Source organism: Anianabacter salinae (genome assembly GCF_019061145.1).
Classification (GTDB): domain Bacteria; phylum Pseudomonadota; class Alphaproteobacteria; order Rhodobacterales; family Rhodobacteraceae; genus Anianibacter; species Anianibacter salinarum.
Genome location: NZ_JAHQZS010000002.1, coordinates 834,485 through 856,966, shown reverse-complemented (window position 1 = coordinate 856,966; position 22,482 = coordinate 834,485). Strand labels below are relative to the sequence as shown.

Sequence of the window (22,482 nt, the reverse complement as noted above, 5' to 3'; positions counted from 1 at the left end):
AACGACCATGCTGACCAGAAGACGCCTGCTGAAATCCGCCGCCGCCACCGGTCTTGTCACCGGCGCGAGCGGTCTTGCCGCACCGGCCATCGCGCAGAACACCACTGTCCGCATCGGCTATGTCAGCCCGCAGACCGGCCCGCTTGCCGGGTTCGCCGAGGCTGACAGCTTCACCATCGACGCCTTCAACCGGATCGCCGCGGCCGAGGGGCTGAACATCGAGGTGATCGTCAAGGACAGCCAGTCGAACCCCAACCGTGCCGCCGACGTGGCGCAGGAACTCATCATCGACGACGGCATCCACCTGATGCTGGTCGCCTCGACGCCCGAGACGACGAACCCGGTGTCCACCGTGGCCGAAGCCGAGGGTATTCCGACGATCTCGACCATGGCGCCGTGGCAGCCGTGGTTCATCGGCCAGCAGGGCAATCCGGGCGATCCGTCGGGCTGGCGGCCATTCGACTATGCGTTCCACTATTTCTGGGGTCTGGAAGACGTCATCGCCGTCTTCACCAACATGTGGAACCAGCTGGACACCAACAAGGTCGTCGCGGGGCTGTTCCCGAATGATGCGGATGGCAACGCCTGGGGCGATCCCAACGTTGGCGTCGCCCCCGGTTTCGCGGCCGCCGGCTACCAGACCGTCGATCCGGGGCGCTACCAGAACCTGACCGACGATTTCTCGGCCCAGATCAACGCGTTCAAGCAGGCCAACGCCGACATCGTCACCGGCGTGGTGATCCCGCCCGATTTCACCACCTTCCGCAACCAGGCCAGCCAGCAGGGCTTCAACCCCAAGGCCATCACGGTCGCCAAGGCGATCCTGTTCCCGCAGTCGGTGGAAACGCTGGGCGAGGCGGGTCACAACCTGTCGTCCGAGGTCTGGTGGTCGGCGAACCATCCCTTCACGTCGTCGCTGACCGGGCAGGGCTCGGGGGAGCTTGCCGCCGCCTTCACCGAGGCGACGGGCCGTCCCTGGACGCAGCCCATCGGCTTTATCCATTCGCTGTTCGAGATGGCGGCGGATGTCATCAAGCGCGCGGACGATCCGACCGACCCCGATCTGGTGGCCGAGACCATCGCCGCCACCGATCTGGAAACCATCGTCGGACGGATCGCGTGGAACGGCGAGGGCCTGCCGCCCTTCGCGGCGCAGAACGTGTGCAAGACGCCGCTGGTCGGCGGCCAGTGGCGGCGCAAGGACGACGGCACCTTCGATCTGGTCGTCGTCGACAACCAGACTGCGCCCGACATCCCGACCCAGGGCGAGATGCAGCCGCTGTCCTGATCCGAACCGAACCCGGGGCGTCCGTCCGTTGCGGCGGGCGCCCTCTGCCTGAAAGGCGCCCATGTCCGCGATCCTGTCGCTTCACGATGTCAGCAAGAGCTTTGGTGCGTTGACCGTCACGGACAGCGTGACCTTCGACGTGCCAGAGGGGCAGGCGCTGGGCATCATCGGGCCGAACGGCGCGGGCAAGTCGACGCTGTTCAACCTCATCACCGGCAACCTTGCCGCCGACGCAGGAAGGATCGAATACCTGGGGCGCGACGTGACGCGCACGCCGCCGATGCAGCGTTGCCTGTCGGGGATCGGTCGTTCGTTCCAGATCCCGCAGCCCTTCGACCGCTTGACGGTGTTCGAGAACCTGCTGGTCGCCGCAACCCACGGGCGCGGGTTGCCGGAACGTGCGGTCGAAGAGGATTGCGCGGCCATTCTGGAGCGCACCGAGTTGATCGCCGCCGCCAACCGCCCCGCCGGAACCCTGTCGCTGCTGCAACGCAAGCGGCTGGAACTGGCCCGCGCGATGGCGACGCGGCCCAAGCTGCTGCTCTTGGACGAGATCGCGGGCGGGCTGACCGAAGGCGAATGCGTCGCGCTGGTGGACACGATCCGCGCGATCCACCGCGAGGGCGTCACGATCATCTGGATCGAGCACGTCATTCACGCCCTCACGCGCGTGGTCGAGCGTCTGCTGGTGCTCGATTTCGGCAAGGTCATCGGCATCGGCGAGCCGGACGCGATCATGGCCTCGAAGGAGGTCCGCGAAATCTACCTGGGGATCGAGATCTGATGGCGCTGTTGCAGACCCGTGGCCTGACCGCGCGCTACGGCGACTTCCAGGCGCTGTTCGGCGTCGATATGGAGCTTGCCGAAGGCGAGACCGTCGCCGTTATCGGCGCCAACGGTGCGGGCAAGACGACGCTGATGCGGTCCATCTCGGGGCTGCTGCGGCAGGCACCCGAGATGGTGCACTACGATGGCCGCCAGATCGGCGCGATGGCTGCGGACGACATCATGGAGGCGGGCATCGCCATGGTGCCCGAGGGGCGCAAGCTGTTCCCGTCGCTGTCGGTCGAGGAAAACCTTCTGATGGGCTGCCATCGGCGCAAGGTGAAGGGGCCGTGGTCGCTGGACAGCGTCTATGCCCTGTTCCCGATCCTGAAGGAACGGCGCCACGCACCCGGCACGGCTTTGTCGGGCGGGCAGCAGCAGATGGTGTCCATCGGGCGCGCGCTGATGTCGAACCCGCGCGTCCTTTTGTGCGACGAGATCAGCCTTGGGCTGGCGCCGGTGGTGATCCGCGACGTCTATGCCGCCTTTCCGCAGATCCGCGCCTCGGGCGCCAGCGTCATCGTGGTGGAACAGGACATCGGGCAGGCGATGAAGATCGCGGACCGGGTGTATTGCATGATGGAGGGCCGCGTGACCCTGTCCGGCCGCCCGGGCGACCTGAGCCGCGAAGCGATCCACGACGCCTATTTCGGAGCGAACGCATGATCTGGGTCGATACCGTGCTACAGGGGGTTCTTCTGGGCGGGCTGTACGCGCTGTTCGCGCTTGGCCTCAGCCTAGTGTTCGGGATCATGCGGCTGGTGAACCTGGCGCATGGCGACCTGATCGTTCTGGCAGCCTACCTGATCCTCGTGCTGACGACGCTTCTGGATCTTGGCCCGTTCATGGCTGCGCTGGTGGCGCTGCCGGTGATGTTCGCGGTCGGCTGGACCTTGCAGAGACTGGTACTCAACCGGGTGCTGGGCACCGACATCCTGCCGCCTCTGCTGGTCACGTTCGGGCTGTCGGTGGTGCTGCAGAACGCGCTGCAAGAGGGGTTCTCGGCCGACAGCCGCCGCATTCCGGCGGGCTGGCTGGAAACCGCGTCGGTGCCCATCGGGCCGATCTCGCTGGGGGTGATGCCGCTTTTGACCTTCGCCTCGGCGATCCTTGTGACGCTGGCGCTGCAATGGCTGTTCTACCGCACCGCGCTTGGCCGCGCCTTCCGCGCCACCTCGGACGATCCGGCCACGGCGAGCCTGATGGGGGTCAAGCCCGACGCGATCTTCGCCAAGGCGACGGGCATCGCGATGATCGTCGTAACCATAGCGGCGCTTTACCTCGGAACGCGCGCCAACTTCGATCCGACCACCGGCCCCGCACGCCTGATCTACGCCTTCGAGGCGGTCATTATCGGCGGGCTGGGGTCGCTTTGGGGGACGCTGGCGGGGGGCATCATCATAGGGGTGGCGCAGACCGTGGGTGCGCAGATCAATCCCGAATGGCAGATCCTCGCGGGACATATCGCGTTCCTCGCGGTGCTGCTGATCCGCCCGCGCGGGCTGTTTCCAAGGGCGTTCGACTGATGGCCGGGGCAAGCTACACCGTCACCACCCGCACCCGCGCCTCGCAGATCGCGGCCCTTGTTGCGGCGATCCTTCTGATCGTCGCCATCGCGCTGCCGACCTTCGCGTCGCGGTCGCTGATCCAGGATATGTTCTTCATCCTGACGATGCTGACGCTGGCGCAGTTCTGGAACCTGCTGGCGGGATACGGCGGGCTGGTCAGCGTCGGGCAACAGGCCTTCGTGGGCTTCGGGGCCTACATGCTGTTCGGCAGCGCGATCCTATGGGGCGTGGACCCGGTGGCGGGGCTTTTGCTGGCAGGGGTGTTCGCGCTGGTGCTGGCGGTGCCGACGGCGTTCTTCGCGTTCCGCCTGCAGGGGCCGTATTTCGCCATCGGCACCTGGGTCGTGGCCGAGGTCGTCCGGCTATCCGTTGCGCAATGGAAAGCGGTCGGCGGCGGCACCGGCACGTCGCTGCCGCGTGACGCGCGCGATTTGATGTGGGGCGTGCAATGGATCGAGCGCACACTGGACCTGCGCGCCTCGGCGGCGCGGGACGTTCTGGCCTACTGGCTTGCGCTGGCGCTGGCCGTCGCCACCATCGGCGGTATCTACTGGTTCCTGCGCACCAAGCGCGGTCTGGCGCTGGCGGCGTTGCGCGACAACGTGCAGGCGGCGCGGTCGGTCGGCGTCGATTCCGACCGGATGCGCTGGATCGTGTTCCTGGTCGCGGCCTTCGGGACCGGCATCGCGGGCGGACTGATCTTTCTGCAGAACGGACGGATCAGCCCGGACAGCGCCTTCTCGGTCATCGACTGGACGGCCTTCGTCATCTTCATCGTGGTGATCGGCGGCATCGGCACGATCGAGGGGCCGATCATCGGCGTGCTCGTGTTCTTTGCCCTGCAAACGCTGCTGGCCGATTTCGGTTCGTGGTATCTGATGGTGCTGGGCGGCCTTGGCATCGCTGTGATGCTGTTCGCGCCGGGCGGGCTGTGGGGGCTTGTCTCGGACAAGACGGGGCTCAGACTTTTTCCTATCCAGCGGCGGCTGGAACGGCGCGGCGACGGATCGCCGGACGAGATCGAATAGGGGAGACCACCACATGGCAGAGATCGAAACGGACGTTCTCATCATCGGAACCGGCCCGGCGGGCAGCGCGACGGCAGCGCTCTTGTCGAGCTACGGCATCGAGAACGTCGCGATCAACCGCTACCGCTGGCTGGCGAACACGCCGCGCGCGCACATCACCAACCAGCGCACGATGGAAGTGCTGCGCGACCTTGGCCGCGATGTCGAGAACGAGGCCTATCTCTTCGCCACCGAGGGCGATCTGATGGGCAACAACGTGTTCTGCGAAAGCCTTGCGGGCGAGGAACTGGGCCGGATGCTGTCCTGGGGCAACAACCCCGAGAGCCGGGCCGAGCACTTGCGTTCGTCGCCCTGCCAGATGAACGACCTGCCGCAGACCTTCATGGAACCGCTGTTGTTCAAGACCGCCTGTTCGCGCGGAACCCAGGCGCGGATGCAGACCGAATACTTGTCCCATGTCGAGGATGCAGACGGCGTGACCGCCACTTGCCGCGACCGGCTGACGGGACGTGAATTTGAAATCCGCTCGAAATACCTTGTCGGGGCGGATGGCGGCAATTCGCGGGTGGCGGAGACCTGCGGGCTGCCGTTCGAGGGGCAGATGGGCGTCGGCGGGTCGATGAACATCCTGTTCCGAGCCGATCTGTCGCGCTTTGTCGCGCACCGTCCCAGCGTGCTCTACTGGGTGATGCAGCCCGGCGCGAACGTCGGCGGCATCGGCATGGGTCTGGTGCGGATGGTGCGGCCCTGGAACGAGTGGCTGATCGTCTGGGGCTACGACATCAACGAGCCCGCGCCCGAAGTCGACGAGGCGCTGGCAACCGAGGTCGCGCGCCAGTTGGTCGGCGACCCGGACCTAGAGATCGAGCTTCTGTCGGCCAGCACTTGGACGGTGAACAACATGTTCGCCACCCACATGCAGACCGACCGCGTGTTCATCATGGGCGATGCCGCGCACCGCCATCCGCCGTCGAACGGCCTTGGCTCGAACACCTCGATACAGGACGCCTACAACCTGTCGTGGAAGTTGGCGCATGTGCTGAAGGGCGCGGCGGGGCCTGCGCTGCTGGACAGCTACTCGGTCGAACGCGCGCCTATCGCCCGGCAGATCGTCACCCGCGCCAACCAGTCCATCGGCGAATTCGGCCCCATCTTCGAGGCGCTGGGCCTTACGGGTAGCACCGATCCCGAGGTGATGCAGCAGAACATGGAAAAGCGCGGCGAGACCGGCGCCGCCGCCGAGGCGCAGCGCGAGGCGTTGCGGCAGGCCATTGCCTTCAAGAAATACGAATTCGACTGCCACGGCGTCGAGATGAACCAACGCTATGACAGCGCCGCCGTGGTCCCCGATGGCCAGCCCGACCCTGGCTTCGCGAAGGACGCCGAACTGCACTATCAGCCGACCACATGGCCCGGCGCACGTCTGCCGCACGCCTGGCTGTTCCGCCGCGACGGCGAAAAGGTCTCGACGCTCGATCTGTGCGGCAAGGGGCGCTGGACGATCCTAACGGGCATCGGCGGCGAGGCCTGGGCCGAGGCCGCGCAGGCGGTCGGCGCCGAGACGGGCGTGACCATCGACGTCCACGTCATCGGCCCGCGCAGAGAGATCGAGGATCATCTGGGCGACTGGGCGCGCCTGCGCGAGGTGTCCGACACCGGCGCCGTGATGACGCGGCCCGACCAGCACGTCTGCTACCGCGCCGCGAAGGTGGTGGACGATCCCGCCGCCGAGCTGCGCCGCGTTCTGGACGCCATCCTGCAACCAAGCGGCGCGGGCACCGCCCACGTCGCCGCCGAATGAGGAGCATCCGATGACCGATGCCGCAGAACAGGGCTACTTCACCGAGGAAAACTCGGCCGAGGCCGTCATCTCGCGCAACTCCGGGGCCGAGGATCCACGCCTGAAAGAAGTGATGGAGGTGATCGTCCGCCATCTGCACGCCGCGGTGAAAGAGATCGAGCCGACACAAGAGGAATGGATGAAGGCGATCATGTTCCTCACCGGCACCGGGCAGATGTGCAGCGAGTGGCGGCAGGAATACATCCTGTTGTCGGACATCACCGGCGTGTCGATGCTGGTGGACGCGATCAACAACCGAAAGCCTACGGGTGCGACGGAATCCACCGTGCTTGGCCCGTTCCATATCGAGGACGCGCCTGAACGGGCACTTGGCGACGACATCTGCCTTGACCAGAAGGGCGAGCCGATGCTGGTCAGGGGCCGCATCCTCGACATCGCGGGCAACCCGATCCCCGGCGCCAAGATCGACGTCTGGCAGGCCAATGACGAAGGCTTCTACGATGTCCAGCAAAAGGGCCTGCAGCCCGATTTCAACCTGCGCGGCGTGTTCCGCGCGAACGAGGCGGGAGAATACTGGTTCAGGGGCGTGAAGCCCCGGTTCTACCCGATCCCCGACGATGGTCCGGTTGGCAAGCTGCTGGGTGCGCTTGGGCGGCATCCGTTCCGTCCCGCGCATCTGCATTACATCATCGAGGCGAGCGGTTTCGAGACGCTGGTCACCCACGTCTTCGACCCGGATGACCCCTACATCCACTCGGACGCGGTGTTCGGCGTGAAGGAAAGCCTGATGGCGCGGTTCGAGCCGGTGGACGATCCCGCGCGGATAAAGGAGGCCGGGTTCGATGGTCCGTTCTTCGAGGTCCGGCAGGATTTCGTTCTGGCGGCGCAATAGGCAGGGCCGAAGCGATCAATCGTCCCGAAGATCCTCCGCCAGCATCTCGATGAACCGCTCGGCGCTGGGCGCAAGGGTGTGGCGGCGGCGCTTGACCACGCCAGCGGGCCGCGTGACGACCGGATCGAGCAAGGGAAGCGTCACGATCCCCGGTGCAGGCTGCGCCCGCGCCAGCCGCCCCGGCAACAGCGCAAGGCCGATGCCGCAGGCCGACATCCATGCAGCGCTGCCAAGGAAGCCGACTTCGGCGACGATGCGCGGGCGGATACCCAGCATGGCAAGCGTCTGCTCGACCAGGCCGCGCACGCCGTAGTCGCGGCGCGACAGGATCAGCGGCTCGTCCTGCAATTCGCGCCACGGGATGCCATCGCGCTCTGCAAAGCGGTGGTCGGTGGCGCAGATGATGCACAACGGGTCCGCGATCAGGCTGTGCCATTCCAGCGCCGACGTGTCTTCGGGCTCTGTCCCGATGCCGAAATCGGCGCGTTGTTCGAGGATGTTGGAATAGAACTGGTCGGGCGCGCAATCATCAAGGATCAGGTTCACCGCCGGATAGGCGGCGCGGAACCGTCGCACGGTGTCGGGCAACAGGGTCAAGCCGGTGGCGGGTGTCGCCGTCAGCCGGATCTGCCCCCGCTCCAGGTCGCGCAGCCCGCGAATGGTTTCCTCCAGCGTCGACAGATCGCCAAGAATGCGCTCGACCAGCCCGATCACGCTTTCCCCGGCCGCAGAGGGCGAAAGCGAACGCGTCGTGCGGTCGAACAGCGTCGTGCCGAGCGTGGTTTCAGCCTGCCGGATCAATACGCTGACCGCAGATTGCGTGATGTTCAGCGCATCGGCTGCCGCCGACACCTGCCCGGTGCGGTACACCTGCTGGATCGCGCGAAGCTGTTTGAGGGTCAGGCTGGAGACATGCATCGCATTCATTCATTAACTGCATGGGTCTTTTATAAAAATTCAATTTTGTTATCAAGCGTCTCGGACTAACCTTTTCCAAGGCGCTGCCGCGCGGAGGAGGCGCGGGCAACGTACAGGGAGGACCACATGCTTTCACGGATCAAGGAATTCACCGCCGTCGCAGCCATTGTCGCGGCATCGGGCTTTGTCGCGGGCGATGCGTCAGCACAGGGCCGCATCACCATCGGGACGAACCCGCAAGGCTCGCTCTACTATACCATCGGCGGCGGCATCGCAGCCGCGCTTCAGGACGCGCTCGAGCGTCCGGTGACGGTGCAGCCGTTCACCGGCTCGTCCGTCTATTTGCCGCTGATCTCGGCGGGTGAAGTCACCGTCGGCCTGAACTCGGCCATCGACGCCGGGGGCTGGTACACCGGCGCGGAAACCGGAACCGAGTTGTCGAACCTGAGGGTTCTGGCGCGGCTCTGGCCGCTGCGGCAGGCGTATATCGTGCGCGCCGAGTCCGGCATGACGGAAATCAAGGACCTGGCGGGCAAGAAGACCATCGTCGACATGACCGCGCTGACCGGCGTGACGCGGGTGAACCGCGCGACGCTGATGGCAGGCGGACTTGCCATCGAGGATGTCGACGCGACCGAGGTGTCGGGCCTTGCACCCGGTCTTGATGCGCTGGTCGAGGGCGGCGTCGATGCGACCGCTGCGGCAATCGGCATTCCGTTGACCCAGCAGGCGAACGCGACAATCCCGGGCGGCATCCGTTATCTCAGCCTGACCGGCGAGAACGCGACCAAGGAATACTTCGACGAGGTGCTGCCGGGGGTCTACCCGCTGACCGTGCAGCCGACCCCGGCGATGCCCGAGATCACCGAGCCGGTGGTCGTGTCGGCCTATGACATCTTTCTGACCACGAGCGCCGAGATGTCCGACGAAGAGGCGACGACGATCCTGACCGCGCTCTACGACGCGTTCCCGCAACTGCGCGAGGATTACCCCCCGCTGCGGGGCGGCGCGCAGGATGCCATGGCGTTCTCGAGCAATACCGTGCCCTACCACCCCGCAGCCGCCGCCTTCTTCAAGGACAAGGGCCTGTGGACCGAGGACAACGACGCGACCGAAGCGTCGTTCTCGGAGTAGAGCCGACCCGACGATCCTGGCCGGTCCGGCATGGACCGGCCAGACCATCGACCCGCCCTGATCCCCATTCGTCCAAGGCCCGGCCCCCCGCAAGGGTCCGACCCCTTGGTGCATCCCACTGACGGAGCATGTCCATGCGTGCCGCAGCCGCCCTTACCGCCGCGAGCCTTCCGCTTCTGGGCATCCTGTGGATCTTTGATGTCCCCAGCCGCCTTGGGCAGATCTACCTGACCGAACAGTATCTTGGCATCATCCTTGGCCTGACCGTGCTTGCGGGGTTGTTCCTCAAGCCGCAGGCTGGGGTGCCGCGCGTGCTGGACATCGCGCTGGGGCTCGCGTCGCTGGCGGGATGGTGGTGGCTGGCGGTCAACTTCCAGGACTGGATGCTGGACCCGGTCAATCGCGGACCCGAGAAATGGGTGCCCGCCATCGCCGGGCTTCTGGGGCTGTTCGAGGCGACGCGCCGCCATTGCGGCCTCGTGCTCGCCCTCTTGGGCATCGGCTTCATGGTGTACGGGTTCATCGGCCATTTCGCGCCCGGCATCTTCGAGGCCGCGTACCTGTCGCCGCCGCGCTACCTTCTCTACATCTACAACGATTCCAACGGTGTGCCGGGTCTGGTGCTGGGCGTCGGCGCGACCCAGATCCTGGGCTTCATCGTCTTCGGCGCGGTTCTGACAGCGGTGGGCGGGTCGGCGGCAATGACCGATCTTGCCATGTCGATGATGGGGCATCGCCGGGGCGGTCCGGCCAAGGTCGCGATCCTGGCCTCATCGCTGTTCGGCACGCTGTCGGGATCCACAGTGGCGAACGTCATGTCCACCGGCGTCGTCACCATTCCGATGATGAAGAAAAGCGGCTGGCCCGCACGTCACGCCGCCGCCATCGAGGCCGTCGCGTCGAACGGCGGGCAGATCGCCCCGCCGGTGATGGGCGCGACCGCCTTCATCATCGCCGAGTTCCTTCAGATCTCCTATACCGAGGTCGTCATCGCGGCGCTGCTTCCGGCGGCCTTCTACTACATCCTTCTGTATCGGCAGGTGGATTCCTACGCCGCCGCCAACGGTCTTGACGGAGAGCCGCGCGAGAACCTGCCAAAGATCGGCGCCGCGCTGAAGGGCAGCTGGCCCCTGCTGCTGCCCTTGGGTGTGCTGATGTATTTCCTGTTCTGGCTGGGGTATTCGCCGGGCAAGTCCGCGCTCTATGCCTCGGGCGCGGCGCTGGCGCTGCACCTTGTCACCGCAAACCGCCGGGGCGAGCCGCTGTCGCGCCTTCCCGCCGTGTTGGTGCAGGCGGGCGAGACGCTGGTGCCGATCCTTCTGGTCTGCGCGGTCGCGGGCATCATCATCGGCACGATCAACGTCACCGGGCTTGGCTTTGCGCTGACCATCGCGCTTGGCAAGATCGCGGAACTGGGCGGCGTGCTGCCGCTGCTGGCGACCACGGCAGTCATCGCGATCACGCTGGGCGTCGGGATGCCAACGTCGGGCGTGTATGTCGTGGTCGCCGTGCTGCTGGCGCCTGCGCTGGTGCGTCAGGGGATCAACATCACATCGGCGCACCTGTTCATCCTGTATTTCGGCCTTCTGTCGATGCTGACGCCGCCTGTCGCCATCGCCAGTTATGCCGCCGCGTCCATCGCGAAAAGCGACATGTGGCAGACCGGCGTGACCGGCGTGCGGCTGGCCTTTGTCGCGTACCTTCTGCCCTTCGTCTTTGCCTTCAACCCGGCGCTGGTGATGGATGGCTCGTGGCTGGCGATCGCGGTGTCCTGCGCCACCGTATACGCGGGCGGCTACGTCCTTGCCGAAGTGCTGGCGCGCAAGAAGGCCTATGGCGGCGGCGCCGCGCGCATCGCTGCGGCGGCAGGAGGGCTGGTCCTGTTCGGCTTCACCGCCGCCGTTCCGCCCGAGCAGCCTCTCGCCATCGCGGCAGCGGTGCTGTCGGTGGTCCTTGTCGTGATCCTCATGCGGCGCGGTGCGCCCGCGTCCCCCAAACCCCAAGACACCCTTGAAAACGGAGCACCCGATGCCAGAGCATAACCCAAACCCGCCGTACAAGCGCATCGCCACCGAAGAGGCATGGCTGCCGCAGGAGATCCTTGATCTCTACCGGGCCGAGATCCGCGACAAGACGATCAACGAGCCGGGCTTCCAGTCGCTCTGGGGCTTTTTCGGTGCGGACAACGACATCGCCCGAGCGCACAATCGCCGCATCGTCGATCTGGGCGAGGAGCGTCTGGCCGACATGGACCGCGCGGGCATCGACATTGCCGTCCTGTCGCTGTCCTCGCCGGGGGTGCAGCTGTTCGATCCCGCGACCGCGACCAGCCTGTCGATCCGCGCCAACGACGAGTTGGCCGAAGGGATCGCCAAGCATCCCGACCGCTATGTCGGGCTGGCAGCGTTCTCGCCGCTGGACCCCGAAGGCGGCGCGAAGGAGCTGGAGCGCGGCGTGACCAAGCTGGGCCTGCGCGGCGGTATCCTGAACTCGCACACCCTTGGCACCTACATGGACGACGAGAAATACTGGGCGGTGTTCGAGGCCGCCGAGGCGCTTGGCGTGCCGATCTACCTGCACCCCAACACGCCGTCGCCGCAGATGCTGGAGCCGTTCCTGTCGCGCGGTCTGGATGCCGCCGTCTACGGCTTTTCCTGCGAGACCGGCCTGCACGCCCTGCGCCTGCTGGTCTCGGGCCTGTTCGACCGCTTTCCCAAACTGCAGATCGTGCTGGGCCACACCGGCGAGGCGCTGCCATTCTGGCTGTACCGGATCGACTTCATGCACACGCGCATCTCGGGCGCGAACCGCTATCCGGGGGTCAAGCCGCTCAAGCGCAAGGCGTCAGATTACCTGCGCGAGAACTTCTACTACACCTCGTCGGGTGTCGGTGATCCCAAGCCGATCATGTACGTGCAGGACGTCATCGGCGCCGACCGGATGATGTACGCGATGGACTATCCCTGGCAGTACATCCCCGAGGAAACCGCGTTTCTCGACGCCATGCCGGTCTCGCCCGAGGTGCTGAAAGCCTTCTACGAGGACAACGCGCGCAAGGTGTTCCAGATCACATGAGCGATCTGAAGGCAGACGTCATCATCGTCGGCGCCGGTCCCGTGGGGCTGACGCTGGCGATGGAACTCGACCGCTGGGGCGTGTCGTCGCTGATCGTCGAGATGCGCGCCGCCGGTGAGCCGCCGAACGTGAAGTGCAACCATGTCTCGGCGCGCTCGATGGAGATATTTCGGGGGCTCGGTATCGCGGACCGCATCCGCGATACCGGTCTGCCGGACGACTACCCGCATGGCGTCAGCTACCGCACCACGATCACCGGGCGCGAGATCACCCATATCCCGATCCCGTCGCGCAATGGCCGACTGCGCGGCGAGCCCGGTCCCGACACCGACTGGCCCACGCCGGAGCCGCCGCACCGGATCAACCAGATCTTCCTTGAACCGGTGCTGTTCGCCGCCGCGCTTGAACGCCCCGGCATCACCATCGTGAACGAAGCGAAGGTGACAGGCTTCACCGACACGGGCGGCGGCGTGCGCGCCGACATCGCGCTGAACGACGGGCGCACGGTGCAGGCCACGGGCCGTTATCTCGTCGGCTGCGACGGCGGACGCTCCGAGGTGCGCAAGGCCATCGGCGCGGTGCTGCAGGGCGACGCGGTGGTGCAGCGGGTGCAATCGACCTACATCCGCGCGACGGGCCTGATCGATCGGATGCAGGTGCCGCCCGCCTGGGGCATGTTCGCCTACAATCCGGTGCGCACCGGCATCGTGTATTCCATCGACGGGCGCGAGACCTGGCTGGTGCACAACTACCTGCGAGACGACGAGGCGGATTTCGACAGCGTCGATCGCGATTGGGCGATCCGCCGGATTCTCGGGGTCGGCCCCGATTTCAAGTACGAGGCGCTGTCGCGCGAGGACTGGTTCGGGCGCCGTCTTGTCGCCGACAGGCTGCGGTGCGGCAACGTGTTCATCTGCGGTGACGCCGCCCATCTGTGGGTGCCCTACGCGGGGTATGGCATGAACGCCGGGATCGCCGACGCGCACAACATGGCGTGGCTGATGGGCGCGGTCCTTGGCGGCTGGGCGCCCGAGAGCGCGCTGGACGCGCACGAGGCGGAACGCCTGCCGATCACCGAACAGGTGTCGCATTTCGCGATGAACCACGCGCACGAGATGGCGAAGAACCGCAAGGCCGTTCCGACTGAGATCGACGACGACACGCCCGAGGGCGAGGCCGCGCGCGCACGGATGGGGCAGGTGCTGTATGACCTCAACGTCCAGCAATACTGCTGCGCGGGCCTGAACTTTGGCTACTACTACGAAAACTCGCCGCTGATCGCCGCCGATGGCACGCCGCCGCCCTATGGCATGGGCAGTTTCACCGCCTCGACCGTGCCCGGCGCACGGTTGCCGAATGTCGAGATGCCGGATGGCCGCTGGCTGCACGACCTGCAGGGCACTGGATTCTTGCTGGTCCGAACCGATCCGTCCGTCGCCGCCGAGCCGCTGCTGGAAGCCGCGCGCAAGGCCGGTGTCCCGATGCGGCTGATCGATCTGCCGGGCGCCCCGCCGCCCTATGCCGAGGCGCTGGTGCTGTCGCGGCCCGACAACCACATCGCGTGGCGGGGCAAGGCGTTGCCGCCTGATCCGGGCGCCCTGGTCGATCTGGTGCGCGGCGCCCGCGTGCGCGAGGTGGCAGCATGATCGTCGATGTCCACACGCACATGGTGTCAGAGGCCTATCTGGACCTTCTGCGCCAGCGCGGTGCGCCGAAATACACCTTTCGCGGCCTGCCGCGCGGGGGCGAGGTGATCGACAAGGACGGCGTGCCGTTCTTCACCCTTTTGCCGCCGATGTGGGATTTCGACCGGCGCATCCGGGACATGGACGCAGCGGGCGTGGACATGGCGGTGATCTCTCTGACCTCACCCAACGCGATGCTGGGCGACGCAGAGGCGAATGCGCAGGCGGCGCGGATGATGAACGACGCCTTCGCCGAGGCGCGCACCGCCCATCCCGACCGGCTGCGCTGGTTCGCGTCGCTGCCGTGGCAGGACGCCGAGGCAGCGGTGGCCGAGGTCGCACGCGCGGCGGCGCTTGGCGCGTCAGGCGTCATCGTGATCGCCACCATCGACGGCGTGCCTCTGACGGATGCGCGCTTTGCGCCGATCTGGCAGGCCATCGATGCCGCCCGGTTGCCGGTGTTCCTGCACCCCTCCGTTCCGCCGGGCGAGCGCGACCTGGGGCTGGCCGAATACAACCTGTCTCCGCCCGTCGGGTTCGTGTTCGACACGACGCTGGCGATCTCGAGGATGCTTTATGACGGGTTCTTCGACCGCTACCCGAACATTCGTATGATCCTGGCGCATGGCGGCGGCACCTTGCCGTTTCTCATCGGGCGGCTGGACACCTGCCACGCGCAGATCCCGGCCTGCGCCACGGGCACCGACAAACCACCCTCGGCGTATCTGGACCGCCTGTATCTCGACAGCGTGGTCTTCACCGACGGCGCTCTGCGGCTGTGCATCGAGACCGTGGGCGAGGGCAACATGCTGTTCGGCTCGGACTATCCGCACAACATCGGCGACATGGCGGGATGCCTTGCCCGGCTGGAGGCGTCGGGCGTTGACCACCGCGGCACCGCAGGCGCGCTGTTCGGGCTGTAGCGGCCCCTACAGCACCACGCCGATCAGGATGCGGGTCGCCACCACGGCGAGAAGTGCGAGGATCAGCTTGTCGAATACGGCGGGCGGAATGCGCCTTGCCAGCGCCTCGCCCAGCGGCATGGCGGCAAGGATCAGCCCCAATGCGATGGCGCTGCGGCCAAGGCCCTCGGGGCTGAGCAATCCGTAGCTTCCCAGAGCGACGAGCTGCGCGAAGGTCATGACCGTGAAGAACAGCGAGATCGTCCCGATAAACGCGTCGCGGGGCAGGCGCACCGCGTTCAGGAAGGTTACCGAGATCGGCGCGCTGACCCCTGTCGCGCCCTGCAGGATGCCGCCCGCAAGGCCGACCGGCAGCACGATCCGGCGTGCAAGGGGCATCGGCAGCGCCCAGCCCGGTTTGGCGATGCGGAAGGCGATGTAGAGAAACACCACGACCGACACCATCAGCAGCAGCACCTCGGGCGGCGCATTGGCCAGCAGCACCGTGCCAAGAACAGCGCCCGCCAGCCCGCCGGCCGCGAACAGCGCGCCAAAGCCGCCGCGCGGCAGGTACGCGCGGTAACGCCAGCCCTGCACCACGTTCGACAGAAGGTTCGGCAGCATCATCGTGATGATCGCCGTCTCGACGTCGAAGAACAGCGCGATCACCGGTACGGCGACCACCGGCGCTCCGGCGCCGGTCGCACCCTTCAGGACGCCCCCCAGAACGAGGGCAAGCGCCGACAGGGCCAGCGCGGCGGGGGGCATCGTCATCAGCATCAATGGCTGTCCGACACCGCCACCCGCACATCGAGAAGCGCCGCGCGCGCCTCAAAGCGGATCGCGTCAAGCGCGCGGGTGAGGGCGTCGGGCAGGTCCTCGGCCCGTTCGACGCGTTCGGCAAAGGCGCGGCTGGACGCGGCGATGCCCGCGAAATCGGGCACCGGCGACAGCGAGGTCAGCGGCATCTCGTTGGCGCGCACGGCGGCCCCGCCCGGATAGGCCCCCACGACGGACCGGCGCACGGCGTTCCACATGGCGTTGTTCTTGACCAGGATGAGGATCGGCAGGCCGAGCGCCTCGGCGATCTGGTGGCAGGCCACGGGGTTGGCGAAGATGTAGGACCCGTCGCCCACAGCCGCGACGGTCAGCTTGCCGGGCCGCGCCATCTGCGCGCCAAGGGCGGCGGGCAGCGCCCAGCCAAGCCCGCCGGAATGCGGATTGGAGAACAGCCGGTTCGGTCCCTTGAGCCGCATCGCTGCGGGCACAAGGCCAAGCTCGCTGAACACCACCGTGTCATCGTCCATGATCTCGGACAGGCAATGGCTCAGCCATTCGGCGCCCATCGGGTCGCTGGCCTGTGCCGCCTCCAGCATCGTGGCGCGGCGGGCGGAGCGTGCCTTGGCGCGGTCGTCCAGAGCGTTGCGGCGGGCGGTCAGCGCCGCATCGTCGGTGGTCATCGCCGCGTCCAGCGCCGTGATCGTCGCCGCCGGGTCGCCGGTGATCGACAGGTCCGACCGGTAGCCGCGCATCGGCATCCGGGCAAAGGACGGGTCCGCGCCGATATGGATGATCCGGGCACCTTCGGGCGGGGCGTGGGCGGCCTCGATCCACGGCACACCAGAGTCGACGACCACGATGGCGTCGGCGTCTTTCGACAGCATCGGCGCATAGCCAAGCGCGGCGGGATCGTCATGGGCCAGCAGGTTGCGCACCACGAAGGGCTCGACCGTGCCGATGCCGTGGTTCCGCCCCAGCATGGACAGGGCGGCGGCCAGACGCCCCTCGGTGTCGCCGCGCTGGCAGATGATGAGCGGACGCTTTGCCGAAGCCAGGATCGCGGCGGCCTCGGCCACGGCATCCGGGTCGGGCATGGCAGGGCGGGCAGGGGCGCGCGGGGTGATGTCGGCGGGTGCCTCGGGCGTAATCCGGTCCGACAGCGGCTCTCGCGGCAGCGACAGGTAGACCGGCCCGCGCGGCTCGGACATGGCCAGCGACACCGCACGCGACACCATCGCGCTGCCCTGTTCGGGATAGCGCATCTCATAGTCGAATTTCACCGCCTCGCGGACCATCGCCGACTGGTCGTACATCTCTTGCCCATACTGGATCGGCGAGGCGCGGCTGCCGGTGCGCCCCGTTTCGGTCAGCGGTGTGCGGCCCGACATCATCACCAAGGGCACATTGTCCGAGGCGGCGTTGATGACCCCCATCACCGCGTTTGCAAGGCCGACGTTCACATGCACCATGACCGCCTGCGGCTTGCCGGTGACAAGGTAATAGCCATGCGCCATGGCGACGGCGGCGGTCTCGTGCGGGATCGTCACCGGGGTAGGGATGTCGCCTGCATCAAGGCTTGCGAGCGCCTCGATCACCGGCGGAAAATCCGTCCCCGCGTTGGCGAACAGATAGTCGATGCCGCTGGCCTTCAGCGCGCACAGCAGCGCCTCTGCCCCGGTTTCGGGCGTCGGTGTCGCCGCGTCGGTCATGCTGTCCTCCCTCGGCCCGGCCGGGCCTGACCTGTCTAAAATGTTCTTGTCATATCTCTTAGGCAACCCCAAACTGAACGCGAATCTCACAAAATGAGATTTGGGACCGCTTCCGGGAGGGGAGCGGCCAGTCATGGGAGGAAAGACAATGCGGAAATTGATCGCGTCCGCAGCGATGGCGGCTGGCCTTGTGGCCGGAGCCGGTGCTGCGCTGGCCCAGAACGTCGGCATCGCCACGTCGAACCCGGGCTCTCTGTTCCACAACATCGGCACGGCCGTGGCGAATGCCGCCAATGCGGGCGGGCTGAACACCACGATCCAGCCGGCGACCAGCCCGAACCAGTTCATCCCGTTCGTGAACGCAGGCGGGATCGAGTTCGGCGTCGCCAACCTGCAAGAGGTCAACTACGCCATCACCGGCGAGGAATGGTGGAACGGCGTCACCAACGAGAACCTGCGCATCGTCGCGCACCTGCAGCCGCTGGTCGAAGCGATCTTCGTGCGCGCAGACAGCGACATCATGACGGTGGCCGATCTCAAGGGCCTGCCGATGACGGACGGCTACACCGCGCAGAATACCATCCTGCCGCAGTTGTCGGCGATCTACGCCACGGCGGGCATGACCCGCGACGACGTCGAACAGATTTCGGTCGCCTCGGTGGTCGCGGGCGCGGATGCGTTCATGGCGGGCGATACGGTCGGCTTCATCTTTGCCCATGGCGCGGGCAAGGTGCGCGAGGCGGATGCCGCCGTGGGGGGCCTGCGCGCGCTGACCGTCGATGCCTCTGACGACGCCGCCCTTGCCGCCGCGCGCGAGCATTGGCCGACCGCGTTCTTCACCGAGCTGAAGGCGGGCGCGATGCCCGGCGTTCTTGAGGATGGCACCTACATCGCCTTTCCGCAGGTCGTGTTCACCCACGCGAATGTCCCCGATGACGTGGTCTACCAGATGGCCAAGGCGATGGCCGAGCAGGCCGGTGTGATGGGCGAGACCTTTCCGCCGATGCGCGCCTTTCGCACGGACGAGATGCGCGGCGACAACGGGATCTCGGAATTCCACCCGGGCGCCTTGCGCTACTTCGAAGAAGCCGGGCTGAACTGAGGCGACCCTGATGGCGAGCATGGACACAAGGAAGGCCGGAAACGGCCTTTCGCCCCGGATCTGGCGGCCCGTTTCCGACGTTCTGGCGGCGCTGATGACGCTTACGGCGATCTGCTGGGCGTTGTCGGTCAACCGCTACTTCGGGCTGGGGTTCTACCCGCAGCAGTTCTTCGCGATGATGCTGGTTTTTGTCCTGCCCGTCGCCTACCTGACGCTGCCCGCCCGTCCGGGGACCGAGCGCACGGTCGTGCCGTTCCACGACGTCGTGCTTGCGGTCCTGTCCATGGTCGCCTTCGGCTTCATCGCCGTCCGCTATCCCGATCTTGTGCTGATGATCTTTTCCCGGCCGCTGGAGGTCTGGCTGCCGGGCCTGATCGCCATCGTCCTGACACTCGAGGCGCTGCGGCGTGCGACGGGCTGGGCGCTGGTCATCATCATCTCGGTGTTCATCCTCTACGCGCTGTTCGGCGATGTGTTTCCGGGCCGATTGCAGGGCAGGCCGCAGAACTGGCAGCTTTTGTCGGGCTACATGGCGTTTGATTCCAACGGCATCCTCGGCCTGCCGATGTCGGTCGCGTCCACCGTGGTCGTCGCCTTCATCCTGTTCGGCGTGCTTCTGAACCTCACCGGCGGATCGCATTTCTTCACTGATGCCGCGATGATCGGCATGGGGCGCTACCGGGGCGGGTCGATGAAGATCGCGGTCCTTGCCTCGGGCCTGTTCGGGTCGATCAGCGGATCGGCGGTGGCCAACGTGGTCGGCACCGGCGTCGTGACCATCCCGATGATAAAGCGCGACGGCTATCCGGCGCACAAGGCGGGCGCGATCGAGGCTGTGGCCTCGACAGGAGGGCAGCTGATGCCGCCCGTCATGGGCGCCTCGGCGTTCCTGATGGCCGAATTCCTGGCCGTGCCCTATTCGTCCATCGTGCTGGCCGCGCTGCTGCCTGCGCTGCTGTATTATGTCGCGCTGTTCATCCAGGCGGATCTGGAAGCCGCCAAGATGGGCATTCGCGCGATCCCGAAAGACCAGATCCCGCCGCGCCGGACCGTCGCCGTCGGCGCGCATTTCGTCCTCGCCTTCGCCGTGCTGATCTATCTTCTGTTCTGGAAAAGCTATCAGCCCGAACGCGCGGCGCTCTGGTCGGCGGTGGTGCTGATCGGCACGTCGTTCCTGATCGGCTACAAGGGCACGCGCCCCAGCCTGCGGACCATCCTGTCCTCTCTCGCGCAGACGGGGCACGGCGTGGTGGAAATCCTGCTGATCTCGGCGGCCTCGGGCATCGTGATCGGCGTTCTGAACGTCACCGGGCTCAGCTTCAACCTGACCTATGCGCTGGTGCAGGTTGGCGGCGGCAGTGCCATCGTCCTGCTGGCCCTGTCGGCCATCGTCTGCATCATCCTTGGCATGGGCCTGCCGACGCTGGGGGTCTACGTGCTGCTGGCCGCGCTGGTCGCGCCTGCGCTGATCCAGGTCGGGATCGAGCCCATCGCAGCACATCTCTACGTCCTTTATTTCGGCATGATGTCGATGATAACGCCGCCCATCGCGCTGGCGGCCTTCGCGGCGGCGTCCATCGCCAAGGCGCCCGCGATGGCGACCGGCTGGGCGGCGATGCGGTTCGGCTGGTCCGCCTATGTGATCCCCGTGCTGTTCGTGTTCTCGCCGACGCTGATCCTGATCGGCGCACCGTTCGAGATCGCGCTGGCCATCGTGACGGCCATCATCGGCGTGTGGCTCGTGTCGGCGGCGCTGGCGGGCTATTTCTCGCAGCGGCTGTCGCCGGTGAAGCGGGGGCTGTTCGCGCTGTTCGGCCTGTTGGCGCTGGTGCCCGCCGGAATGTTCGAGGGCGCGGTCTATTCCGATGTGATCGGCGTGCTGGGCGGCGTGGCACTCATGGTGCTGGAAATCCGCCGTCCGCGCCGGACAGGCGAGGTGCAGGCATGAGCACCGGTGTCGGCAGCGCAGAGCGTATCCTTGGCATTCTCGATCTGTTCAGCGAGGACCGGCTGGAGTGGACAGCGGACGAGATGATGGCCGAGCTTGGCTACACCCGCCCCACCGTCTACCGCTACATCAAGGCGCTCAAGGATGCCGGATTTCTCGCCCAGGTCGGCCCGCATGGCCTGACGCTGGGGCCGCGCGTGGTGGAGCTTGATTTCCTGATGCGCAAGTCCGATGCGCTCTTGTGCGCGGGCGGCCCGATCCTGCGCGATCTGTCGGCGCTGCATCCCTCGACCGTGCTTCTGGTGCGCTGGTACGGCAACAAGCTTTTGTGCGTTGCGTCCGAAGTGTCCGCGCCCGAGCCGAAATCAAGCTATCCGCGCGGTCGGCCCATGCCGCTTGCACGCGGTGCGATCAGCCGCGCGATCCTGGCCCATCTGCCGCGCCGCCAGATGCTCGCCAAGATCGAGGAAAACCTGGACGATCTGCGCGCGCTTGGTCTGGGCGACACCGTCGAGGACATTGCCGAAACGCTCCGCCGCTTGCGCAAGGGCGGTGCGCTGATCGCGCGGGGAGAGGTGACAGACGGCGTGGTGGGCATCGCGGCGCCGGTGTTCGACGCCACCCGCGCGCCGGTCGCCGCGCTGTGCATGACCATCGACCGCGACACGCTGGACGACGCGCAGCTTGCAGATCTGTCCGGCGCGATCTGGCGGGCAGGCGAGACGCTGAGCGCGGTGCTGACGGACATGCGGATCGAGGACGTCGTCCTTGGCGATCTATGAACACGACACGAGGCAGGACCTGACATGAAAAAGATCGATGTTTTCAACCACATCTGGCCGAAACCCTTCCACGACGCGCTGATCGCGCATGTCGGCGAGACGACGGACATCACCCGCCGGTCGGAAGCGGTGCCGATGATGACCAATCTCGACCGCCGGTTCGAGGTGATGGACCTGTTCGGCGAGGACTATTGCCAGATCCTGTCGCTCGCCTCGCCGCCGTTCGAGAAATATGCCGATCCCGCCAAGTCGCTCGATCTCGCGCGGATCGCGTCTGATGGCATGGCCGAGTTGTGCGGCAAATATCCCGATCGCTTTCCCGGTTTCATCGGGACGGCGGTGCTGAACAACCCCGCGGAAATGGTCGAGGACGCGCGCCGCAACATCGAGGACCTGGGCGCCTGCGGCATGCAGATCTTCACCAACGTCGCCGGCAAGCCGCTGGACCTGCCCGAGTTCGAGCCGTTCTTCGAGTACATGGCCGCAAGCGGCAAGGCGGTCTGGATGCACCCCGCGCGCGGTGCGAACTTTCCCGACTACCTGACCGAGAACCAGTCGGAATACGAGATCTGGTGGACCTTCGGCTGGCCCTACGAGACCTCTGCCGCGATGGCGCGGATGGTGTTTTCGGGCCTGTTCGACCGCCACCCCGGCCTCAAGGTCATCACCCATCACGCGGGCGGCATGATCCCCTATTTCGAGGGTCGCGTCGGCCCCGGCTGGGACCAGATGGGCGCGCGCACGACGGACAAGGACCTTGCCGCCGTGCGCAAGGGGCTGAAGAAGCCGCATCTGGAGTACTTCAAGGATTTCTACGCCGACACCGCGACCTTCGGGTCCGAGCGCGCCATAGCCCATGCCATCGACTTCTTCGGTGAGGATCATGTCGTCTTTGCCTCGGACGCGCCGTTCGATCCCGAAGCCGGGCCGATGTACATCCGCGAGACGATCCGCATTCTTGACGAGATGGACATCTCCGAGACAACGCGCCGCAAGGTCTATCAGGACAACGCAGCCAGGTTGCTGGGTCTGTCGCTTTAGGTCT

Annotated in this window: 19 protein-coding genes; 16 read left to right on the top strand and 3 right to left on the bottom strand. The window is 66.5% G+C overall.

All coding sequences use genetic code 11. The features are described 5' to 3' along the window. Positions 1-7 precede the first annotated feature (7 nt). The 7 genes from KTJ87_RS08720 to KTJ87_RS08690 all read left to right on the top strand — a co-directional run bounded on the left by KTJ87_RS08720 (position 8) and on the right by KTJ87_RS08690 (position 7,402). Complete coding sequence (locus KTJ87_RS08720; RefSeq protein ID WP_267138709.1) at positions 8-1,288, top strand: ABC transporter substrate-binding protein; 1,281 nt, start codon at positions 8-10, stop codon at positions 1,286-1,288. 61 nt (positions 1,289-1,349) lie between these two features. Beyond that, positions 1,350-2,072, top strand: a complete 723-nt coding sequence (locus tag KTJ87_RS08715) for an ABC transporter ATP-binding protein (RefSeq protein WP_267138708.1) — start codon at positions 1,350-1,352, stop codon at positions 2,070-2,072. Further along, positions 2,072-2,779: an ABC transporter ATP-binding protein gene (locus tag KTJ87_RS08710; RefSeq protein ID WP_267138707.1), complete on the top strand. Its 708-nt coding sequence runs from the start codon at positions 2,072-2,074 to the stop codon at positions 2,777-2,779. Before KTJ87_RS08715 ends, KTJ87_RS08710 begins: the two co-directional genes overlap by 1 nt. Beyond that, positions 2,776-3,639 carry a branched-chain amino acid ABC transporter permease gene (locus tag KTJ87_RS08705; protein ID WP_267138706.1) on the top strand — a complete coding sequence of 288 codons (864 nt, stop codon included), beginning with the start codon at positions 2,776-2,778 and terminating at the stop codon, positions 3,637-3,639. The genes KTJ87_RS08710 and KTJ87_RS08705 overlap by 4 nt, the downstream gene beginning before the upstream one ends. Further along, on the top strand, positions 3,639-4,709 hold the full coding sequence (locus KTJ87_RS08700) for a branched-chain amino acid ABC transporter permease (RefSeq protein ID WP_267138705.1): 1,071 nt from the start codon (positions 3,639-3,641) through the stop codon (positions 4,707-4,709). Before KTJ87_RS08705 ends, KTJ87_RS08700 begins: the two co-directional genes overlap by 1 nt. A 13-nt stretch (positions 4,710-4,722) precedes the next feature. Beyond that, entirely contained in the window at positions 4,723-6,510 is a 1,788-nt protein-coding gene (locus KTJ87_RS08695) for an FAD-dependent oxidoreductase (protein WP_267138704.1), read from the top strand. Between the two features lie 10 nt (positions 6,511-6,520). Next, positions 6,521-7,402 (top strand): intradiol ring-cleavage dioxygenase, encoded by an 882-nt coding sequence (locus tag KTJ87_RS08690; protein ID WP_267138703.1) that lies wholly within the window; start codon positions 6,521-6,523, stop codon positions 7,400-7,402. A gap of 15 nt (positions 7,403-7,417) precedes the next feature. Here the strand turns inward: KTJ87_RS08690 and KTJ87_RS08685 are convergent, their stop codons facing one another. Then, on the bottom strand, positions 7,418-8,329 hold the full coding sequence (locus KTJ87_RS08685) for a LysR family transcriptional regulator (RefSeq protein WP_267138702.1): 912 nt from the start codon (positions 8,327-8,329) through the stop codon (positions 7,418-7,420). A 117-nt stretch (positions 8,330-8,446) separates the two neighbouring features. On the opposite strand from KTJ87_RS08685, the gene KTJ87_RS08680 reads away from it, so the two are divergent. The 5 genes from KTJ87_RS08680 (at position 8,447) to KTJ87_RS08660 (ending at position 15,137) form a co-directional block, all read left to right on the top strand. Continuing rightward, on the top strand, positions 8,447-9,454 hold the full coding sequence (locus KTJ87_RS08680; protein WP_267138701.1) for a TAXI family TRAP transporter solute-binding subunit: 1,008 nt from the start codon (positions 8,447-8,449) through the stop codon (positions 9,452-9,454). Between the two features lie 134 nt (positions 9,455-9,588). Continuing rightward, on the top strand, positions 9,589-11,496 hold the full coding sequence (locus tag KTJ87_RS08675) for a TRAP transporter permease (RefSeq protein ID WP_267138700.1): 1,908 nt from the start codon (positions 9,589-9,591) through the stop codon (positions 11,494-11,496). Further along, the gene (locus KTJ87_RS08670) at positions 11,483-12,529 is read left to right on the top strand and encodes an amidohydrolase family protein (protein WP_267138699.1); all 1,047 of its coding nucleotides are present in this window, start codon (positions 11,483-11,485) and stop codon (positions 12,527-12,529) included. Before KTJ87_RS08675 ends, KTJ87_RS08670 begins: the two co-directional genes overlap by 14 nt. Continuing rightward, a complete protein-coding gene (locus KTJ87_RS08665) occupies positions 12,526-14,175 on the top strand; it encodes an FAD-dependent oxidoreductase (protein WP_267138698.1) in 1,650 nt (549 codons plus the stop codon). Before KTJ87_RS08670 ends, KTJ87_RS08665 begins: the two co-directional genes overlap by 4 nt. Continuing rightward, the gene (locus KTJ87_RS08660; RefSeq protein ID WP_267138697.1) at positions 14,172-15,137 is read left to right on the top strand and encodes an amidohydrolase family protein; all 966 of its coding nucleotides are present in this window, start codon (positions 14,172-14,174) and stop codon (positions 15,135-15,137) included. Before KTJ87_RS08665 ends, KTJ87_RS08660 begins: the two co-directional genes overlap by 4 nt. A gap of 6 nt (positions 15,138-15,143) precedes the next feature. Here the strand turns inward: KTJ87_RS08660 and KTJ87_RS08655 are convergent, their stop codons facing one another. Together KTJ87_RS08655 and KTJ87_RS08650 are read right to left on the bottom strand one after the other, a co-directional pair. Beyond that, complete coding sequence (locus KTJ87_RS08655; protein WP_267138696.1) at positions 15,144-15,896, bottom strand: sulfite exporter TauE/SafE family protein; 753 nt, start codon at positions 15,894-15,896, stop codon at positions 15,144-15,146. Beyond that, on the bottom strand, positions 15,896-17,605 hold the full coding sequence (locus KTJ87_RS08650; RefSeq protein WP_267138695.1) for a thiamine pyrophosphate-requiring protein: 1,710 nt from the start codon (positions 17,603-17,605) through the stop codon (positions 15,896-15,898). The genes KTJ87_RS08655 and KTJ87_RS08650 overlap by 1 nt, the downstream gene beginning before the upstream one ends. A 148-nt stretch (positions 17,606-17,753) precedes the next feature. Between KTJ87_RS08650 and KTJ87_RS08645 the strand changes: the two genes are divergently transcribed. From KTJ87_RS08645 to KTJ87_RS08630, 4 genes are read left to right on the top strand one after another with little or no spacing between them, the layout of a single operon-like run. Next, the gene (locus tag KTJ87_RS08645) at positions 17,754-18,707 is read left to right on the top strand and encodes a TAXI family TRAP transporter solute-binding subunit (RefSeq protein ID WP_267138694.1); all 954 of its coding nucleotides are present in this window, start codon (positions 17,754-17,756) and stop codon (positions 18,705-18,707) included. 19 nt (positions 18,708-18,726) lie between these two features. Further along, the gene (locus KTJ87_RS08640; RefSeq protein ID WP_267138693.1) at positions 18,727-20,655 is read left to right on the top strand and encodes a TRAP transporter permease; all 1,929 of its coding nucleotides are present in this window, start codon (positions 18,727-18,729) and stop codon (positions 20,653-20,655) included. Beyond that, the gene (locus KTJ87_RS08635) at positions 20,652-21,437 is read left to right on the top strand and encodes an IclR family transcriptional regulator (protein WP_267138692.1); all 786 of its coding nucleotides are present in this window, start codon (positions 20,652-20,654) and stop codon (positions 21,435-21,437) included. Before KTJ87_RS08640 ends, KTJ87_RS08635 begins: the two co-directional genes overlap by 4 nt. A 24-nt stretch (positions 21,438-21,461) precedes the next feature. Beyond that, the gene (locus KTJ87_RS08630) at positions 21,462-22,478 is read left to right on the top strand and encodes an amidohydrolase family protein (protein WP_267138691.1); all 1,017 of its coding nucleotides are present in this window, start codon (positions 21,462-21,464) and stop codon (positions 22,476-22,478) included. The last annotated feature ends 4 nt before the right edge of the window (positions 22,479-22,482 follow it).

Coding starts and splice junctions, on each gene's coding strand:
- KTJ87_RS08720 (WP_267138709.1), top strand. CDS start 8: ATGCTGACCAGAAGACGCCTGCTGAAATCCGCCGCCGCCACCGGTCTT.
- KTJ87_RS08715 (WP_267138708.1), top strand. CDS start 1,350: ATGTCCGCGATCCTGTCGCTTCACGATGTCAGCAAGAGCTTTGGTGCG.
- KTJ87_RS08710 (WP_267138707.1), top strand. CDS start 2,072: ATGGCGCTGTTGCAGACCCGTGGCCTGACCGCGCGCTACGGCGACTTC.
- KTJ87_RS08705 (WP_267138706.1), top strand. CDS start 2,776: ATGATCTGGGTCGATACCGTGCTACAGGGGGTTCTTCTGGGCGGGCTG.
- KTJ87_RS08700 (WP_267138705.1), top strand. CDS start 3,639: ATGGCCGGGGCAAGCTACACCGTCACCACCCGCACCCGCGCCTCGCAG.
- KTJ87_RS08695 (WP_267138704.1), top strand. CDS start 4,723: ATGGCAGAGATCGAAACGGACGTTCTCATCATCGGAACCGGCCCGGCG.
- KTJ87_RS08690 (WP_267138703.1), top strand. CDS start 6,521: ATGACCGATGCCGCAGAACAGGGCTACTTCACCGAGGAAAACTCGGCC.
- KTJ87_RS08685 (WP_267138702.1), bottom strand. CDS start 8,329: ATGAATGCGATGCATGTCTCCAGCCTGACCCTCAAACAGCTTCGCGCG.
- KTJ87_RS08680 (WP_267138701.1), top strand. CDS start 8,447: ATGCTTTCACGGATCAAGGAATTCACCGCCGTCGCAGCCATTGTCGCG.
- KTJ87_RS08675 (WP_267138700.1), top strand. CDS start 9,589: ATGCGTGCCGCAGCCGCCCTTACCGCCGCGAGCCTTCCGCTTCTGGGC.
- KTJ87_RS08670 (WP_267138699.1), top strand. CDS start 11,483: ATGCCAGAGCATAACCCAAACCCGCCGTACAAGCGCATCGCCACCGAA.
- KTJ87_RS08665 (WP_267138698.1), top strand. CDS start 12,526: ATGAGCGATCTGAAGGCAGACGTCATCATCGTCGGCGCCGGTCCCGTG.
- KTJ87_RS08660 (WP_267138697.1), top strand. CDS start 14,172: ATGATCGTCGATGTCCACACGCACATGGTGTCAGAGGCCTATCTGGAC.
- KTJ87_RS08655 (WP_267138696.1), bottom strand. CDS start 15,896: ATGCTGATGACGATGCCCCCCGCCGCGCTGGCCCTGTCGGCGCTTGCC.
- KTJ87_RS08650 (WP_267138695.1), bottom strand. CDS start 17,605: ATGACCGACGCGGCGACACCGACGCCCGAAACCGGGGCAGAGGCGCTG.
- KTJ87_RS08645 (WP_267138694.1), top strand. CDS start 17,754: ATGCGGAAATTGATCGCGTCCGCAGCGATGGCGGCTGGCCTTGTGGCC.
- KTJ87_RS08640 (WP_267138693.1), top strand. CDS start 18,727: ATGGACACAAGGAAGGCCGGAAACGGCCTTTCGCCCCGGATCTGGCGG.
- KTJ87_RS08635 (WP_267138692.1), top strand. CDS start 20,652: ATGAGCACCGGTGTCGGCAGCGCAGAGCGTATCCTTGGCATTCTCGAT.
- KTJ87_RS08630 (WP_267138691.1), top strand. CDS start 21,462: ATGAAAAAGATCGATGTTTTCAACCACATCTGGCCGAAACCCTTCCAC.